This is a genomic window from Dokdonella immobilis (assembly GCF_900115085.1).
GTDB lineage: Bacteria > Pseudomonadota > Gammaproteobacteria > Xanthomonadales > Rhodanobacteraceae > Dokdonella > Dokdonella immobilis.
Genome location: NZ_FOVF01000003.1, coordinates 218383 through 235861, shown reverse-complemented (window position 1 = coordinate 235861; position 17479 = coordinate 218383). Strand labels below are relative to the sequence as shown.

At 61.9% G+C, this 17479-nt stretch carries 14 protein-coding genes, 1 tRNA gene and 1 other RNA gene; 7 read left to right on the top strand and 9 right to left on the bottom strand.

Annotated features, from left to right (window positions below; all coding sequences use genetic code 11):
- Positions 1-198: 198 nt before the first annotated feature.
- The 4 genes from dsr1 to hsdR are packed head-to-tail and all read right to left on the bottom strand — an operon-like array spanning position 199 to position 9343.
- On the bottom strand, positions 199-3981 hold the full coding sequence (gene dsr1, locus BM125_RS03850) for an anti-phage defense-associated sirtuin Dsr1 (protein ID WP_092405052.1): 3783 nt from the start codon (positions 3979-3981) through the stop codon (positions 199-201).
- Complete coding sequence (locus BM125_RS03845; protein ID WP_092405050.1) at positions 3982-5130, bottom strand: restriction endonuclease subunit S; 1149 nt, start codon at positions 5128-5130, stop codon at positions 3982-3984.
- On the bottom strand, positions 5127-6923 hold the full coding sequence (locus BM125_RS03840; RefSeq protein WP_092405048.1) for a type I restriction-modification system subunit M: 1797 nt from the start codon (positions 6921-6923) through the stop codon (positions 5127-5129). The genes BM125_RS03845 and BM125_RS03840 overlap by 4 nt, the downstream gene beginning before the upstream one ends.
- Positions 6924-6937: 14 nt before the next feature.
- Positions 6938-9343, bottom strand: coding sequence for an EcoAI/FtnUII family type I restriction enzme subunit R (gene hsdR, locus BM125_RS03835; RefSeq protein WP_092405046.1), 2406 nt, complete (start codon positions 9341-9343; stop codon positions 6938-6940).
- 864 nt (positions 9344-10207) lie between these two features.
- Between hsdR and BM125_RS03830 the strand changes: the two genes are divergently transcribed.
- Together BM125_RS03830 and BM125_RS03825 are read left to right on the top strand one after the other, a co-directional pair.
- The gene (locus tag BM125_RS03830; protein WP_139224842.1) at positions 10208-10528 is read left to right on the top strand and encodes a hypothetical protein; all 321 of its coding nucleotides are present in this window, start codon (positions 10208-10210) and stop codon (positions 10526-10528) included.
- Between the two features lie 344 nt (positions 10529-10872).
- The gene (locus BM125_RS03825; protein WP_217647797.1) at positions 10873-11085 is read left to right on the top strand and encodes a hypothetical protein; all 213 of its coding nucleotides are present in this window, start codon (positions 10873-10875) and stop codon (positions 11083-11085) included.
- Here the strand turns inward: BM125_RS03825 and BM125_RS03820 are convergent.
- The 4 genes from BM125_RS03820 to smpB form a co-directional block, all read right to left on the bottom strand.
- Positions 11079-12083, bottom strand: a complete 1005-nt coding sequence (locus BM125_RS03820; protein ID WP_092405042.1) for a nucleotidyl transferase AbiEii/AbiGii toxin family protein — start codon at positions 12081-12083, stop codon at positions 11079-11081. The two genes, BM125_RS03825 and BM125_RS03820, sit on opposite strands and share 7 nt — an antisense overlap.
- Positions 12076-12696, bottom strand: a complete 621-nt coding sequence (locus BM125_RS03815) for a DUF6088 family protein (protein ID WP_092405040.1) — start codon at positions 12694-12696, stop codon at positions 12076-12078. The genes BM125_RS03820 and BM125_RS03815 overlap by 8 nt, the downstream gene beginning before the upstream one ends.
- 348 nt (positions 12697-13044) lie before the next feature.
- Positions 13045-13398: a transfer-messenger RNA gene (ssrA, locus tag BM125_RS03810) on the bottom strand.
- A gap of 285 nt (positions 13399-13683) precedes the next feature.
- Positions 13684-14175, bottom strand: a complete 492-nt coding sequence (gene smpB, locus BM125_RS03805; protein ID WP_092405038.1) for an SsrA-binding protein SmpB — start codon at positions 14173-14175, stop codon at positions 13684-13686.
- 107 nt (positions 14176-14282) lie between these two features.
- Here smpB and BM125_RS03800 point away from each other — a divergent pair, with 107 nt between their 5' ends.
- Together BM125_RS03800 and BM125_RS03795 are read left to right on the top strand one after the other, a co-directional pair.
- Entirely contained in the window at positions 14283-14714 is a 432-nt protein-coding gene (locus BM125_RS03800; RefSeq protein WP_092405036.1) for a type II toxin-antitoxin system RatA family toxin, read from the top strand.
- Positions 14707-14994 carry an RnfH family protein gene (locus BM125_RS03795; protein ID WP_092405034.1) on the top strand — a complete coding sequence of 96 codons (288 nt, stop codon included), beginning with the start codon at positions 14707-14709 and terminating at the stop codon, positions 14992-14994. Before BM125_RS03800 ends, BM125_RS03795 begins: the two co-directional genes overlap by 8 nt.
- 6 nt (positions 14995-15000) lie before the next feature.
- Here the strand turns inward: BM125_RS03795 and BM125_RS03790 are convergent, their stop codons facing one another.
- Positions 15001-15417: an outer membrane protein assembly factor BamE gene (locus BM125_RS03790; protein ID WP_092405192.1), complete on the bottom strand. Its 417-nt coding sequence runs from the start codon at positions 15415-15417 to the stop codon at positions 15001-15003.
- Positions 15418-15512: 95 nt separating this feature from the next.
- Between BM125_RS03790 and fur the strand changes: the two genes are divergently transcribed.
- From fur to rnk, 3 genes are all read left to right on the top strand, one after another.
- Entirely contained in the window at positions 15513-15920 is a 408-nt protein-coding gene (gene fur, locus BM125_RS03785; protein ID WP_092405032.1) for a ferric iron uptake transcriptional regulator, read from the top strand.
- A 176-nt stretch (positions 15921-16096) separates the two neighbouring features.
- Positions 16097-16173: transfer RNA gene (locus BM125_RS03780), tRNA-Arg, on the top strand.
- A 504-nt stretch (positions 16174-16677) separates the two neighbouring features.
- Positions 16678-17292 (top strand): nucleoside diphosphate kinase regulator, encoded by a 615-nt coding sequence (gene rnk, locus BM125_RS03775; protein ID WP_245778778.1) that lies wholly within the window; start codon positions 16678-16680, stop codon positions 17290-17292.
- The last annotated feature ends 187 nt before the right edge of the window (positions 17293-17479 follow it).

Below are 17479 nucleotides of genomic sequence, written 5' to 3'. Positions count from 1 at the left end.
GGTCCGGGCTTCCGATTTAGTGGCGGACGGTTAACAGCAAAACTGGTTCCTCGGTCAGCCGTTTCGGACTGTTGCAGACAAGTGCAAATTCCCGCGCTTGCGAATCGGTAACTGTCCGGAATCTCCGGATGGTTGCGGGGGTGGGGTCCAGTAATCCGGGATTTTCGGATAACTGACGCATGCCACAAAGACACGACCTCAGCCTCGCCCACGCTGGCGAAGGTACGCCATCAACCGTTCAAAGCGCGGATCAGCCTCAAGTTCCGGCGTGGCTATTCGTATCGCGTCAAGGCAGGCGCCGAGGTCACTGGGTGGCCATTGGGTTTGATCCCCAATCACCAGACTCAGGAAGTCCAGTGCCTGTTCCGGAAACTTGCCGCAGAGACCTGCCTCGTGTAACCGATGTACCAGATAGTCAGGGTGGGCCGGCGGTTGCAGCCAGGCGCGGAGTAGGGCCAATGCCTGTGGGAATGCATCCTGTGCCGCGACGCAGAGGCGGCCGAGGCTCTCGGCGATGGCCGGGGAAATGTTGTCCCGGGTCTTGGGCCAAATGGCGTGGAGGTACGGCGTTACCCGGTTGGTCCAGTAGTCGGCACGCTGATCGCCTGCGCCCTCCAGCGCTCTCACCAATGCGTGTGCGGCATCGTGCAAACCGTCCGGTGGCAGTGCGCGGGTGGCGGCCGCCAGCTCGGCGGTGGTGAAAGTGTCACCCGGGTCGAGGGCGGCGAATGTCAGCAGAGAAGCGTATTGGCCGTCGTGCTTGCCGAGTGCCCCATAGTGGCGCGCGGTTTCGAGAAAGGCCGGCTTGAGCAGTTCCATCAAGGGTCGGTACAGGCGGGGGGACCACAGGAAGCCCTCCCACGCGGCGCGCGCTTCTAATTCTGAGCGCTGCCAGTCGAATAGCGGTAACAGATGGTGCGTCGCCCATTCCCGGTCGACACGGAACAGCGCGATGACATGGGCTGCGAGCAAGACACGGCCGTGCCGGAACTTGTGGATCCGGGTGTCGCAGAGTTCGATGAATGTGGGCCTGATTTCCTCCGGTAAGACTTGCCCATCCTCCAGCGTGTGTCGATACCACCAGCGCAGCAGCGCCTCCGTCACGTGGCCCACTGGGTGATTGATGGCATGCATGACGGGTTCGTCTGTATCGACGCCGTCCTGATGATCCAGCGCAAGGAGTCGGCGAGCCAGCTCGAAGAAATGCACTTGGTGGCCTTCGAAGGTCTTGGCGATGGCTTGCAACCACCAGCTCACACCATGGGCAAGCGTTTTCAGTAGATCATCGGGTGCATCCGCGAACACTGGTGCCATGTGTCGCCAAGCGCGCTTCAGGAGTTTTTCCTCTGACCAAGCCTGCAGCGCTTCTCGCCAGCGATCTGTCGGCCAGACACCTTCCTTGGCCAACGCAAACAAGGCACAGGCAGTCGTAGCAAAGTTGTCACGACAGCGCTGCCGCCAGTCGTCTTCCTGCCAGTGGTCGGTGCTGGGCTGCTGCTTGAGCCATTCGATCAACTCTCGGCGGCGGCGCGGCGTGGCAACGAACCTACGCCACTCATCGCCATCGCCCATCCAGTAAGGGAACTCATCGCGCTGATCTACCGCCAGTTGCCATTCCGGATACTGGGCCGAAAGCGCCGCCAACCGTTCGTTGCCGGTAACATCCAAGGCCGTGCCGGTATCAGCGATTTTTGCCAGACGCAGCCAGATCTCCCGGTCCACGATCTGCCTCCAACGCTCGGGCTTTATGTCATCCTTGAACATGTCGCGGGGTGGGCCAGCGAGCACGGCTTGTTCCAGTTCCCGCAGCATTACCTCATCGAGTTGCGGCGCCAGGGTCACCAGCAGGCGCATGGCTTCCCGCTCGGTTTCCACGCACCAAAGCCACCAGTGGTCATCGGCTAGCAGCCAGTCGAGGGCACGGCGGAGGGGTATCACGTTGTCCTGTGCAGCGGCAAAGAAGGCGAGGCGCCGGAGCAGCGGATAGGGCGTGTGCCTCCAGGACTGCGCCACCACGGCTGCCCGCGCCGGTGATTGCGCAACAGTGGCGAGCCACGCATCCCGGGTCAGGTCGATCAGTGCCGTCCAGTCGTGGAAGTCCCGGTTCTGCGGGTGCTCGCTGATCGATGGTTGATGCATGTAGGACCGATCGCTTCTGTCCTCGGCGCTGCCGAGTTCACGCATCAGATCCAGTGCGTCGCGCAACAGGGCGCTGAAATCAGACAGCAGTTCCGGCAGTGCGGCGGTCCAGCGCTCATCCCATGGCAGATCACGCAGGCTGGAATGGACGTGATCCGTCGACAGCACGATCTCCCATTCCACCAGCTCCTTGATGCGCTCGGGCACGCGACCGTCACTTTCCTCGGCGGGCGAACGGAACGGCTCGCGCAGCGATACGCGTGGCGTCAGTGTTTCGCGCAGTTCCAGGCGCAAGGTGGTGGTGAGCCCATCGCGCTTGAAGCGGTCGCGCCAGCGGTACAGGTCGAAGTCATGCCGCCACGATTTTACGCGCCCGGTCAACAGCAGCCGCCACAGGGTGCGCATCAGCGGGCCGGGGATCGCGTTGGGCGCACCCTCACGAATGCGCGTCAACTCGGCGGTTTTGCCGTCACGCTCAAGTTTGGCCAGTTTGTCCAGACAGTGTTCGATCCACCAGACCAGATCGTCATGCAGCTGCCCGCCGCGTTTGACCAACCATAGCAGCAGCGCCGGGTCGTCCAGATGACGGATCAGCCAACGCGCCAGTTGCCGCATCACCTCGTCCCAGCGGCTGCCGCGCGCACCGGCATCGACGATACACATCGACGGTGCGAGCGGATACGGCGAGGGTCGGCGAGTCAGGCTGAAGGTGAGCTTGTCATCCACGGTCGTTCTGGGCGGGACGCCGAAGCGGTCCAAGTCGGCCTGCCGGTAGCGTTCCTCGCTCAGCGGCTCCAGCCAATCCAGTGACGGCACCGGGTCTAGGTCGGCAAAGCGCCTGGCGGGCAGGCCGCCCGGATCGCTCAGCGCCCACAGCAGGCGCCCGACGAAGTCGTCCTGCCGGGTGTTTGCCATGGGCCGCGCCATGGCGCACTCGACGACGATGCGCTCCTTGCCGCGTACGCCGTCGCGGTAGGTTTCGGCCCAGGCACGCAGGGTCTTGTGCAGGTAGTCGTGCCGATTGTGCTCGCGGTAGAGGATGGGCGTGACGTTCTTGGCCCGCCACTCGTTGGCGCGTTCTTCGTCCTTGCCCTTGGAGTAACTGCCGAACGCGAACATCTCGGGCGGCGCCTCGCCGAGCAGGCGGTCGGCGGCCAGTGCGTCCATCATGTAGCGCAGCACCGGGTCGTTGATGCTGTAACCAACGAAGCACACGGTGTAGTTGCGGAACAGCTCGCTGACGAAACGCGCCGCCCAGCGCTCGGTGAGATAGGCCAGGCCAAAATCGCCGCTGGAGACGACCAGCCGATCCAGATCGCTCGCTGTCGGCGCAGCGGTGAGAAGGCCATGCAGATACACCAAGCCATCCCAGCGGTTCTTCGGCACCGGCAACAGCGGCGCCTGGAAACGCTCGATCGATAGCGACTTCGCGGTAATCACTTCCTCGAATAGCCGATCGAAGTTGGTGGTGATGAGGCGGGTATTGCCGTTACGGCACTTGCCCAGCGTCAGCAAGGCCTCGTGGGTCGCCGTCGCGTTCGGGGCACTGAGATCCGGCGTGAGGATGGCGGCCAGCGCGCGGCGCACCGTCTCGCGGCCGCCGACGATGTCCGCCTCCAGCAAGCCGATGGCGGTATCGAACTGCCCCGCCTTGATCGCCGCCAGTTGCACGGCGTTGGGTGTGGCTGCGAGGGCCGTATAGAGCTTGTCGACCAGCCCTGAAAACCCCGGCAGGCGGGCCGGGTAGGAAATGCCCGCACCGCAGAAGAACACCACACGCCCGTCCTCATGCGCCTGCAACAGGCGTTCGGGGATATCGGGACCGTGGCGAACGAATTGCATTCAGTCAGCCCCGGAAAACACGCGTTCCAGCGTTGCCGGGATCAGTGCGTCGTTGGCCTGGCGGATGGTGGCGTGGCGGGCTTTGAGTTCTGCCACCTTGGATTGCAGGGCGTTGAAAGTTCGCTGCGCAGACAATGGTGGCATAGGGACATCGATCGCCATCAGTGCCGGTGCCGTCATCGTCCGGTTGCGGGCGGCGGTTCCGGGTGAGGCAGCGTAAATCTTTGAGAAGCCTTCCTCCGTGGTGAAGTAGTACCAGAGGAAGCAAGGAACCGCGACTTCCGCATTTGCTTGGCAAGTTAGCATCCGGTGGTTGCCGACGCAGCCGTCGTCACAGCGCTGGGCAATCGCAATGGCCTGTTCCCAAGCCATGATGTTGCTGAAAACTAGGTCGCTGGCTTGGACACGGTACAAGGCCTGCCATGAAAAGTCCGAGCCTGGGATCGTGCGACGCTGAAATGTCCCTTTGTAGAAGCTGCGAACACCAAGCTCCGTGTAGTCTTTGTCTGGGTTGATGATGATCTCACGCCGCACCAGCGGCGCCACCTCCGCCATCGGTCGCATGGGCGCATCGGCAATAGCGTCACGAAAGCGCACGGCGAGCAGACGATCGGCGTCGCGCTCGATGGCGTCGAGGTGTTCGTTCACCTGCCGAACCTTGTCGGCCAAAGTGTCGAGACGGCTGACAATGGCTTGTTGTTCGGTGAGCGGCGGCAGGGGAATCTCCAGGCTCAAGAACTGAGCTGGTGATACCGACTCGCGCCGTGCCCCCATACCTTTCGCCTTGCCTTGCAGTTGTCTCCAGACGGCTTCTCGCTTGCAGTACCAGTCAAGGTACCGAGTGTCGAGAGCGTCAGTGGGCCGAAAGGTTGGGAACACTGGAGACAAGAACCACCCGTCCATTTCTTCCGGAATGCGAGCCAATGCGCCTTCCCAGGCTTTCGGGCTACTTATTACAAAATCACCCGCATTCAGCCGATGAAAGTTCTTGTAGGACGTCTCCTGTGGCGAGATCGGGCCGCGTTGAAATAGCCCGCGTCCAAATCCGTAAACACCGGCGAGATTCACCGAGGTCAGCGTGGCGCTCGGAACGGCATCGATGTGGACGCACATCACGTCGCCGAGCTCGACTGTCGGCCACAGGCTCATCCCTGCACCTCGGTCACCAGTGCCTCAATCTCGCTGAGCAGGCGCAGCACGTCCTCTTCTCCGGCACGCATGGCAGCGACCAGGTCCTTCGGATCGGCGTGCTCCAGCCCTTCGGCGGCATGCGGGTTCTTCAGGTCCAGGTTGTAGATCGGCCAGTAGAGCGCATCACCCTCCGCCTGCGCGGCCTTGGCGGCGGCCTCATGGGCCTGCTGGCGGATTTTCAGCTCTCGCAACTGCGCTTGCAGCGCGGCCTTGTCGCCATTGGCGGCATGGCTGATGGTCTGATCCAGTTCGCGGATTGGCTTGCCTAGAGCGAGTGCGCTGGCGCGTTCGGTTTCGGCTCGCTGCCAGTGCGGCGTGGCGGCGTCGATGGCGGCGGCACGTTTGGCGGCGAAGCCCACGCGCCAGGCTTGCGGGCCTTCCTGGCGGGCGTTCCACCACTCGAGCACGGGCTGGAAGGCTTCGAAGGGCAACGGTGCGGTCTTGCTGTATTTCTTGCGGCCTTCGGGCTGGGGCAGTTCGTAGTACCAGATGGTGTCGGTGGGGCCGCCGCGCTGGAAGAACAGCAGGTTGGCCGGGATGTCGGTGTAGGGCGCGAACACGCCTTGCGGCAGGCGCACGATGGTGTGGAGGTTGAATTCCTTGAGCATCTCCCCCTTGATGACGGCGCATACGCCATCGCCAAACAGGGTGCCGTTGGGCACCACCACGGCGGCACGGCCTCCCTGCTCTGCGCCATGCCCGGCGTAGCGCAGCTTGCGCATGATGTACTGCAGGAACAGCAGTGCGGTTTCGGCCGTCTGCATGTTGGCCGGGAAGTTGGCCTTGATGCCGGCTTCCTCCTCGCCGCCGAAGGGCGGGTTGGTGAGGATCACATCGACTCGTTCATCGTGGCCAATTTCGGTAATGCGCCGTTCCAGCGTGTTGCCGTAGGCGATCTGCGGCGCTTCCAGCCCGTGCAGCAGCAGGTTCATCTGCGCCAGCATGTAGGGCAGCGGCTTGGCCTCCTGGCCGAACAGGGTGTCGCGCTGCAAGGTGCGACGCTGATCCGGGTTGGTCACCTGCTGAGCAATGTGGTCGTAGGCCTCCACCAGAAACCCGCCGGTGCCGCAGGCCGGGTCGAGCATGGTCTCGCCCAGGCGCGGGTCGGTGACCTGCACCATGAAGCGCACGACCGGGCGTGGGGTGTAGAACTCGCCGGAGTCACCGGCGGCGTCGCGCATCTCGCGCAGCATGGATTCGTACAGGTGCGAGAGGGTGTGGATCTCCTCGCTTGAGCTGAAATGAATGCCGTTGATCTTGTTGATGATGTCGCGCAGCAGGTAGCCGCTGACCATGCGGTTCTGCACGCCGCGAAACACGTTGGCGATGACCTCACGCTGGCTGCCTTTTTCGCCGCTGCCGGCCAGACCTCGCAGATAGGCGAACAGGCCGGCGCCGCGTGAGCCGTCGGCGCGGTGGCATTCGTCCTGGTTGATGAAGGCCAGCAGTTCGTCGCCGGTGAGGCCATCCTCGCGCGCAGCCCAGTCGCGCCAGCGGTAGGGCGATTCGATGATGGGGTGGTAGGGCTTGCCGTCGAGCTCCGCTTCTTCCTCATGCACGACTTCGAGGTCGTCGAGGAACTTGAGGAACATCACCCAGGTGAGGAGCGGCAGGCGGTCGACGTCTCCATTGAGGCCCTTGTCCTTGCGCAGGATCTTGCGGGCGCTGCCGATCAGCGCCGACAGATTGTCCCGTGTGGTCAGCGGTGCCTTGGCACGTTTGGTTCTGGTTTTCTTTTCCGGTGCGGCCATTCAGGAACTTCTCGTCATTGGTAAAGGGCCGTCTGCAAGCGCGAGACGGCTTCCTTGAAGGGTTTGATGCCGCCGAAATGCCGGGTGGCGATTTCGGAGGGGCTGCCGAAGCGGTCGAAGGGTTGCACCTTCATCAGCTCGGAAAGGGCGTTGAACTGGACGATGCCGCGCTCAATGTACTTGTCGAGCAGCAGCGTGAGGATTTCGCGGGCTGAATCGCCGTATTGACCGAACAGATCCTGCGCCGCCTTCCTGGCCTGCTCGGCACGCTGGCGGCGAGTGAGCAGCGGCGCGTTCCAGGCCAGATGACACAGCAGATCGAAGGGGTCGGCGTCGGGCTGGTCGGCGCTTGCCGCCAGCTCCTCGAAACTGATGCCGCGCTCGGTCAGTTCGCGCAGCACCTCCGCGCGGGTGTCGGGATTGGCCCAGGCCGATTGCAGCGCATCGCGGGTCGGGTACAGGGTGCGGACGGTGCGGCCCGAGTACTCGGTGTACTTGACCACCTGAAGCTTCTTGCCGTCAGTGTCGAGGTCGTAGACCAGATGACCGATCACTTCGACGTCGCCCCCGTCCACGTAGAACTTGCGCGGCTCCTCAGGCGGTTCGGTGAGGATTTCGCCCTGGCCTGCGTCGGTTTCCGTGGTGTCGACGGTGTAGTCGGCCTGCTCGTCTTCGATACCGGGCGGCGTTTCGACGACGGTATCGACGGTTTCACCGGCATCGTCGATGGTCACTTCCTCGATGCGCGCGGGATCGCCATCGAAATCCGGATCGGCGAAATGCCGGGTGGCGGTGCCGGTGAAGTCGATGATGTTGAAGTATTCCTTGCCGTAGTCGACCTTGAGTCGGGTGCCGCGGCCGATGATTTGCTTGAACTCGGAGCGGGAGCCGACCACGCGGGCCAGCACCACATTCTTGACCATCTCGGCGTCGACGCCGGTGGTCAGCAATTGCGAGGTGGTCAGGATCACCGGTGTGGGTTTGTCGACGTCCTGAAAGTGTGCGAGGTGGGTGAGGCCAATGGCGCCTTCGTCTGCAGTGACGCGGCAGACGTAGTCCGGGTATTGCTTGACCAGATCGCTGTTGAGGTTGACCAGCTCCTGGCGCATTTCGGCTGCGTGCTCCTGGTCGACGCAGAACACGATGGTCTTGGCGAAGCGGTCGGTGCCCTTGAGGAAGTCGGCGAGGTGCTTGGCAATGGCCTTGGTGCGCGCCCGCAGCGCGATGACGCGCTCGAAATCCTTGGTCTGGTACTCATCGTCCGGCACCGGCCGGCCGAAGCGGTCGAGCTCATCCTTGGACGGTCGCCAGCCTGCGGCATCCACCGTTGTGATCACACGATGCACCCGATAGGGGGCGAGGAAACCATCCTCGATGCCTTGGCGCAGGCTGTAGGTGTAAACCGGGTTGCCGAAGTATTCGTAGCTGTCGCGCGATTCCTCGCGCAGCGGCGTGGCCGTCATGCCGAACTGCACGGCGGGCGCGAAGTAGTCGAGCACCGCACGCCAGTTGCTATCGTTGCGGCTGGAGCCGCGATGGCATTCGTCGATGATGATCAGATCGAAGAAGTCCGGCCGGTACTGACGGAACACGTCTTCGTTGGCGGTGGACAGCGCCTGATAGATGCCGAAGTACATGTCACGGCTCTGGCTTACGTCGCCACCGGCGATCTTGTGGCGGGCGTCGCCAAACGACGCGAACATCTTGGCCATCGGGTCATCGACCAGGATGTTGCGATCGGCCAAGAACAGGATCTTCGGCCGGCGGTATTCGCCGGTACGGTTCCAGCGGCTGCTCCACAACTTCCAGCACAGCTGAAACGCCACGCAGGTCTTGCCGGTGCCGGTGGCCAATGTGGCAAGGATGCGTTTTTGACCAAGCAGGATAGCTTCGATGACTCGATTGATCGCAATCTGCTGGTAATAGCGCGGCACCTTGCCCGAAACCAGGTTGAAGGGTTCGAGTAGGTGGGGTGTGGTCGGATCGGGTAGAGCGGTAGCGGCGGTTAGTCGCTGCCAGAGTTCGGCGGGCGTGGCGAAGCGATCCGCCTCACGCTCGATGCCGGTGGTGTAGTCGATCTCGATGATGCGATGGCCGTTGGTGGCATAAGCGAACTTCAGGCCGAGAATCTCGGCGTACTCTTTGGCCTGCTGCACCCCGGTTTCCGCCCGCAGCCCCAGTTCCTTCGCTTCCACGACGGCTAACGGATAGTCGCGCCGGTAGTACAGCAGGTAGTCAGCACGTTTCTGCTTGCCACGGCGCACACGGCCGCCAGTCACGATGATGCGGCCATTCGTGAAAGTGCGCTGCTCGCCGATCACGTGCGGCGCATGGCCCCATCCGGCCTCGACAAGCTTGGGCGTGACCAGTTCCCGGCAGGTGTCGGCTTCGGTCTGAATTTTTGGAGCGTGATCTTCCATATTGGATTGCTCCCACCCTCCTGGACGAAACTAGAAGAATATTGACACGATTCTCTCGTGCAACAAGTTGTGTCATCGCAGGTACTCATGCTTTCAGCCCCAATTGTTGCCTTTCGACCCCAATGATCTAGTTGCTAGGCGCAAATTCCAGTCGCCCTATGGCTACTATTGCAGGCAGGCATTGGACGCGGTCGCGTCAAAGCGCTGCAAGCAGCTTGATGGCCCATTGGCTCGGACAAGAGAGGGCAGGCACGCCTTGACGCCGGTGCTGGATTGCGAGAAAGCGAAGTGCTAAGTAGCCGGGAGTTCCGGCATGCGCACCATAATTCCGACCAGATGGGCAAAGGAGGGGGCGAAGTATTTGTAGGCTTCACCCTCAGCATAGGCTGTGGGGTGCTGTGTCGCGCGATGTAGGGCATTGCGGAGATTGGGAGGCCCCGGCTATTCATAACGTGCAGGCTTCTCCCGCTTCTTATCCAAGTCGCTCGGACTAGAGCTTGGAGTTTGGGAGATATGAGTTGTGGTTAGGCAGATGGCAGGCAGTCTGGAATGGACTTCGATGACGGCGGTCGTCGCAGCCATCGGACGAGTGCGGGCGCGAGCTAGAGCTCGACAGCACGACATGCGTATCATGTGAATAAGACCAAAACCGTTGGGGAGCGCGTTGTGGCCATAACGCCGTGTAAGGACTGTGGAGATCCAGTTAGCTCAAGCGCCGCTGTCTGTCCGAAGTGCGGTGCTCGCAAACCTGCCAAGTCAAATACTCGTTGGGCGTTGGTTCTCGCGGCGTTAGTGCTAGTTGGCCTGATTGGAAGTATCGCGACAATTCCTAGGCCAGCTCCAGTCAAGCGTCCGCCTAGGGCCATGCCGGTTACCCCCATCACAATTGTGAGCGACAAGAAGGTCAACGAGGCTTGCTCGCGTGGCGATCCGGAAAAAACCTATGCAATGCTCCAGCAGTCTTTCGTCTACGATCGGAATTCGACCGAACCGGTTTTCGTTCATGCGCGCAGGGATACGTGGGTGGTTCTGCGCAGCAACGATGAGATGCGCCGGAAAATGATAGAGGCGATTGTGAACACGGATGCCTGTCTGGCGGACAAGCCGCGCAGCATCTATGTGCTAGACCCGGACTCCAACATGATTGGCAAAGCGACCCCAGAGGGCGGCATCGAGATCATGTAGGCCGGAGTCGGGGCTAAGGACTTTGCCAAGAATGGCTCGGGGGTCAAGGTAGTAGGACCTGCATCCCAACCTTGGACCCAGGTGCTCTCTAAGTACCTGTAATCAAAGGACGTCCTTGTTTGGTGGAGGTGGCGGAAGTTGAACCTGCGTCCGAAGACAGTTGACGCCCGGTATTGCATGCTTTGCTCATCGTTCGATCTCGCCTTCCGACAGTACGTTGTGCGAAACGCATCTGTGGACTCGTCTGGAAGATTTCGCCGTGGTTCGTCAAGGCCGCGGATTCGGGCTATCCCATGATAACGACGGTACATCCACGAGTGCCGGAATCGAGGCAGGTGAAGTCTTTGAAGGAGATCGCCACACGGGCAGGCATCGACAACAGCTACGTCAGCCGGACGGACTACCTCACCACGCTGGCACCCGACATCGTTGCCGCCATCCTGGACGACACGCTGCCGAACCACATCACAATGTTCGATCTGGCGGTCGATCCGCAAGCGCTGTGGCATGAGCAGCAGGCGAGGATTGACGGCTCAACGCCAGCGGGAGGTCACTGATTGATTGTCGTTTCCAGCGCGCGCAGGCGATCGACGATGGCATCGAATACGGGAGGCTCGCCGATAAACATGCCGGCACCGATCATGCGCTGGAAGTCATCGCGCAGCGCGGCCAGTGCGGCATCGTCCGGAATGAGTCTGAGCTGCCCGGCCAGGCATGCGTCGTAGTTGGCGTAGCTCGCGTTGTAGAAGACCTTCTTGTGCTTGACGACGTCCGCGAGCATAGCGTGATCGGCCACAGCGGCTTGCCCATGGGCAAGATCGGCCAGCATGGCCAGGTCGTACCAGTGGCGTGACAGACGTTCGGCGCCTGTGCGGAACTCGTCGCGCTGACACTCGACGTGTATCAGCGTCGCCTTTTCCCAGAAGGTGCGTGTCGGAGACAGCACACTGACCGTCGAGCGAGGGAATTCGAGTTCAGCTACATGTTCCGCAATCTCGGGCCGCACCACATGCTCCTCATTCGGCTCGGTGATGTTGCGGCCACCGAACTCGATCAGGACGCTGTTACCGACGTAGTCTCCTGGTGCCTCCAGTACGCTCGGGTAGTGCACCCGCATCTGCTCGCCGTCATCGCTGACGTCAAGCTGGAATGCATCGGCATCGAACTCGTCCGCCAGCATCTTCTGAAAGTGCGGCGCCACGACATCGTGTGCATGGCCGCGCACAAAGGACTTGAGATCCTCGCTGAATTTCTTCAGTCGATTGCGCGAGACCCCTCCGGCAAATGGGTCGAAGGTTCCGTCCAGTCCTCGATAGTCGAGGGTGATGTCCACGTCCTCGGAGAAGCGTGCGATGGCTCCGAACACCTTGGATAGTGATGTGCCGCCCTTGAAGGCCATCGGAAGTCGGTCGGGCATGGTGAACAGGGTCTGCAGCACCCAGCAGACCCAGACATCTTTTTCCAGTACGACGGGCGTGCGGTTAAGCTGCGGAGCCAGTGCCCGATAGATCTGGGACTGCTCTTGAGACTTCAGGTGCAGGAAGGACTCAAGCATGAATGGCCATCCGCTCGTTTCGGAAGATGGCGTCGCTCATCCACGCAGGCATCGAGCTGGTGGCTGACTTCAACACCTCGAACTCGCTCGATCCCAGCTTGCGCCGAATCTTCTCGACGAGGGCCGGCGTCACTTCCTTCTTGCCGAGATACCACATCGCCGCAAGCGCGAGCCCGGCGGGTCGACCCGCCAGGGCCAACTTGCGCTGACAGACGTGCTGCAGACGGATCTCCATCTTCCCCACGCGGATGCGCTTCGACGGGCCGGATGTCACGAATACCGACTGGGTTGGAACCTGCGTGGTTAGTTCGAGCCGACGTGCCGCTTCGGCACCGTGAACCTGGACGACGGCGCCCGTGGTCTTAGCGACAGTCTCGACCACCTTCAGCGGCGAGGGGCTAACCTTGCCGACGAAACGGCTGACCTCGGGACGCACAAAGACACCGCGCGTCATGCGCTCGATCGACCCAGCCTTGACGAGGCGGGAGAGGGTCTGATCGACGGAAGCACGCGTGCCGCACTCCAGGAATGCTGTCGGGGTGAAAGGCTCCCCGGTCGGCATCGCCTCGATGCGCTCGCGAATCAGCTCGGCAGTCTTGGTCGTCGCGTTCATGTAAGAAAAGATATGCGAGTTTCTGACAAACTGCAAGTGCGATAGCTCGCTGGGGCAAGCGTGTGTCCCCTCCGATAGCCAATGCTACAATCCAACCGCTTGACTGGTTCACGCGTAACTATTTGATCCATATGGGTCTGCGTTGCGGCCTTTGCGGACTTCGGGCCATTTTCGGGAGCGACGTCGGAGCGAGTATTGGCCAGGAGAGAGTGGAATGTTGACCGAAACGTACCGAGAGGCTGACCGGTACGGTCCGCAGGCTTGCGCAGGAACCCCCAGGAACACGCGGGAACCGGCCCGATCAGGCAAGAAAAAAACCCCAACCGAGAACGGTTGGGGTTTCATTATTGGTGGAGGTGGCGGGAGTTGAACCCGCGTCCGAAGGCGATTGACGCCCAGTCCTACATGCTTAGCTCATCGTTCGATCTCGTCTTCCGGCAGTACGATGTGCGAAACGCACCGGTTGACCAGTCTGGAAGATTTCGCCGTGCTCCGTCAGACCGCGGATTCGGGCTATCCCATGATAGTGACGGTACATCCACGAGCATGAGCACAAGTGGGTTCCCGGCTTACGCCTTAAGCGGCGAGAGCGTAGTTGTCGTCGTTGGCAACTAAAAGTTTGCTACTGGATTAACGAGGAAAGTCGCCCCCTCGGCATGCACCAAGCTATCTCACTACCCCCGTCGAAGCCATGACACCCCCGGGGAAGGGCATGCTAGCACGTGGCCGGCATGTGCTGACGAGATCGGGATGAATGTTCGCGATTCAAGTGGGTGGTGCGGCGGGTCTATTTGCAGCGGGGCGGCGATTGCGCATGCGCGGTTACGGGAAAGTCGCTGGGTTCCTGCCTGCGCAGGGACGACGGATTCCGGTGTAGGCCGGGCCTGTCTCCGGATCGCCGTCGGACGCATTCAAAGCATCGCGCCTGAAGGCGCTCCTACGGCGGAGCGGAGAGCTGGCGTAGGGGTGGCTCCGGTTCCAGTGGCCTCAGGCGCCCTTGTTGTGGGCGCGCATCGCGCGCTGCTTGTCGCGCTGCCAGTCTTTTTCCTTGATCGCGTTGCGCTTGTCGTGGTCCTGCTTGCCGCGGGCCAGGCCGAGTTCGATCTTGACCTTGTTGCCTTTCCAGTACATGGCCATCGGCACCATCGTGTAGCCCTTGCGTTCGACCGCACCGACCAGCTTGTCGATTTCCGCGCGGTGCAGGAGCAGCTTGCGCGTGCGCCGGTCGTCGGCGACGACGTGCGAGGAGGCCGAGATCAGCGGCACGATCGAGGCGCCGAACAGGTAGATTTCGCCGTTGCGGACGATTGCGTAGGCATCGGTCAGGTTGGTCCGGCCGGCCCGGAGGCTCTTGACCTCCCAGCCCTGCAGGGCGACGCCCGCCTCGTAGCGCTCGTCGATATGATATTCATGCCGGGCGCGCTTGTTCAGGGCGATCGTCCCGCCGCTCTTCTTGTCCTTGTCTTTCTGCTTGGTCATGCTGTTAAGGGTGTTTCCTCGGGCATCGGCCCTGATTGACCTGGAATTTCGGCCGGGTGAGTCGGCGGGCAGTCCGAAGCACCATCACATTCGTTTGAGAGGTTCGCTTGATCCAGATTCGCCGCAATGCCCTCGTGGCCCGTCCGCCCGAGGTGATGTTCGACCTGGTCAACCACGTGGAAGCATACCCGAGCCTGTTTCCCTGGTGCGCCGGCTCGGAGGTCATGGCGCGCGCGGAGTCCGAGCTGACGGCCCGGCTGGATCTTCGTCTGGCCGGCATGAACCAGAGCTTCACCACGCGCAACACGGTGTCGCGTCCCGAGCGCATCCACATGCACCTGGTCGACGGCCCGTTCCGCACCCTCGAGGGCGAATGGACCTTTGTCGCCCTCGGCGAGTCGGGCTGCAAGGTCCTGTTCGCGCTGGATTTCGACTATGCCGGCCGGTACACCGCGCCGGCCCTCAGACTGGGTTTCCAGAACCTGGCCGATCGCATGGTCGATGATTTCTGCCGGATTGCGCGCCGCAACGATGGCTGAGCGGATCGACGTCGAGGTCGCCTATGTCGCGCCGGGCATCCAGTTCCTGCGCGCGCTGAAGCTGGGCGTTCCGGCCAGCGTGGCCGACGCGATCCGGGAATCCCGGGTCGAGGCCGAATGCGGCATCGATGCAATGCGGCTGGACGTCGGCATCTGGTCCAGGCCCGCGGCCCGCACGGCCCTGCTCAGGCAGGGCGATCGGGTCGAGCTCTATCGGCCGCTCGCGATCGACCCGAAGGAAGCCAGGCGCAAGCGGGCGAAATCCTCGTCCGCGCGCTGAATTCGATCAGCCCTGACCCTCGCCGCCGCGGCGCTTCTTCTTGTCGTCTTCGCGCTTCTCGTCCGGGTACTGGCGCTTGTACTTGCGCGCATCGCGAATGAGCTGTTCCGGATCCTCCGGGAAGTAGTCGCCCTCGATGCGGGCCAGGGCCTCGTTCTCGAAGTAGAGCACGAGATCCTTGCTCTCCATCTTGCCGCGGCCGCGCTTGATGCTGGACACATAGTCCCAGCGGTTCTGGTTGAACGGACTGATGATCGACGGCGAGCCCATGACCAGCAGGACCTGACGCTTGCTCATACCCGGCTTGAGGGTTTCGACCTGGGTCTTGTTGAACAGGTTGCCCTGCTGAACGTCCAGTTTGTAGAGCACTCCGCAACCGGAGAGGGCAGCCAGTGCGATCAGGGCTATCAGGCGTAGCAGCATGCGTTCGGGCTCGGCGATGACCAAACCCCGGATGATACACTAGCCATCCTTTCCTGATCGTTATGGAACGCCGAATCGGCATGCGGAGGACAGCCATGGAATCAACCGATCTACGCAAGGCGGGGTTGAAGGTCACCCACCCGCGGATGCGGATCCTGGAGATCCTCGAAAACCTGGATGGCAAGCACGTCACCGCCGAGGATATCTACCGCGAACTGCTCGAGCACCAGGATGACATCGGCCTGGCTACGGTTTATCGGGTGCTGACCCAGTTCGAGGCCGCCGGTCTCGTGCTCAAGCACAATTTCGAGGGCGGCCAGGCCGTCTACGAACTCGACCGCGGCAAGCACCACGATCACATGATCGATGTCGAGTCGGGCAAGGTGATCGAGTTCACCAGCGAGGAGATCGAGCGCCTGCAGCGCGAAGTCGCGGAAAGGCACGGTTACCAGATCGAGGATCACAGCCTCGTCCTGTATGTTCGGCCGCGCAAGAAGAACTGAGGCGCAGTCGGCAGCAACACCGTCAGCGAGCGGAAATCGGGGTGCCCCGGGCGCTGGTCGTTGAAAATAGTTTCACGGGGGAGTTGACGAAACCCGCCCGGCACAGAATAATCCCGCCCCTCGTTGGACCGGGCCGGCTGCGCAACGCAGCTTTTTCCGCCAAGACGACGATCAAAGCGCCCGTAGCTCAGCTGGATAGAGTACCAGGCTACGAACTTGGTGGTCGGGAGTTCGAATCTCTCCGGGCGCGCCATTAAAAGGAATTAAGGATCAGTGAGTTGTCCTCACTGGTCCTTTTTTCTGTGGCCCCTTTTCGGCGCCCGGAAGCCTTCCATGACGAAACCTCGCGAAACCCGTGCAAGCGCGCCAGCGAAGGGTGGCCACGGGCCTGGGGGTTGATCGCGATCCCTGGGCGAAAGGATCACACCCGGCGCGTCAAGACCATGCGCGCCGGTTCGCACATGGCCCCTCGTGCAGGCAGGTGAAGGTCGTGGACACCTTCCAGGGCAGGAAGGAGTCCTGGCGCGATCCGCCACGCCGCGACGCGGGCCGGTCAGTCCCCGACCAAATTCGAGGAATCAGCTGTTTGCGCGGCGCCCGAGGACCCGGAACGCAATCCGACCCACTGCTTGTCGCGATTGTCATGGCTGCCCGGCTTTTCGGGTCAATCTCCCCCCGATGTCACCCTCGCAGGCTGAAAACAGCCCCTTGGGGCGACATTTCGAAGCACTTCAGGCAAGTCTCTCGAAGAACCTGCTTGAATCTCTCTGGCCAGGTGCCACAAACAGATGTCGACAGGCGGTTTGAAAAGCGGACGTATCCCAAGAACCCCGATATCGGCATAACCTTGGGCAAGTCTGGTGCGCGACGCAGTTCATGTGCGTTGCCAAATTCGTTCGCCATCGGAGATGCTTCAGCTCGTCGTTGGATTTCGAACATACAACTACTTTGGAAGGTCATGAAGAAGAAGCCAGAAATCACGTTGTCCCGGGTTGACGCGGAGCGGTTGGAGCGGATGCTTGAATCTCCCGACTACAAATCCTTTCCGGGTCGCCGGGAGTTGGAGGAGGAGATTGCGCGCGCCCGTATCGTTGAGCCAACGCAAGTTCCAGCCAGTGTGGTGACCATGAATTCTTCGGTGCGCTTCAGGATCGCATCCAGCGGCTCGACGTTCTCCCTGACCCTGGTCTATCCGCGCGACGCGGGTCGTTCAAGCGATACGATTTCGATCCTGGCGCCCGTCGGAAGCGCCCTGCTCGGACTCAGCGAAGGCGACGAGATCGCCTGGCCCGCGCCCGGCGGAGGCATGTTGAATGTCGAGATTGTCGAGGTGACCTACCAGCCGGAGCGAAGCGGCGACTTCGCAGCCTAGCGAGAGTCTGAGCAAGTGGCGCAACCGTCACGATACCTGCCTTCGCGCAACGATGCGTTGCGCGCAGGCAGGCGTCGCCCGGGCAATTGATTCATCAGACCAAGGGAGGGACAGATGAATCTGCAGCTTGCATCTTCCGGCAGTCAGAGCAGGGCTTATTGAGCGGCCAGGAATCGTTTTGCCACGC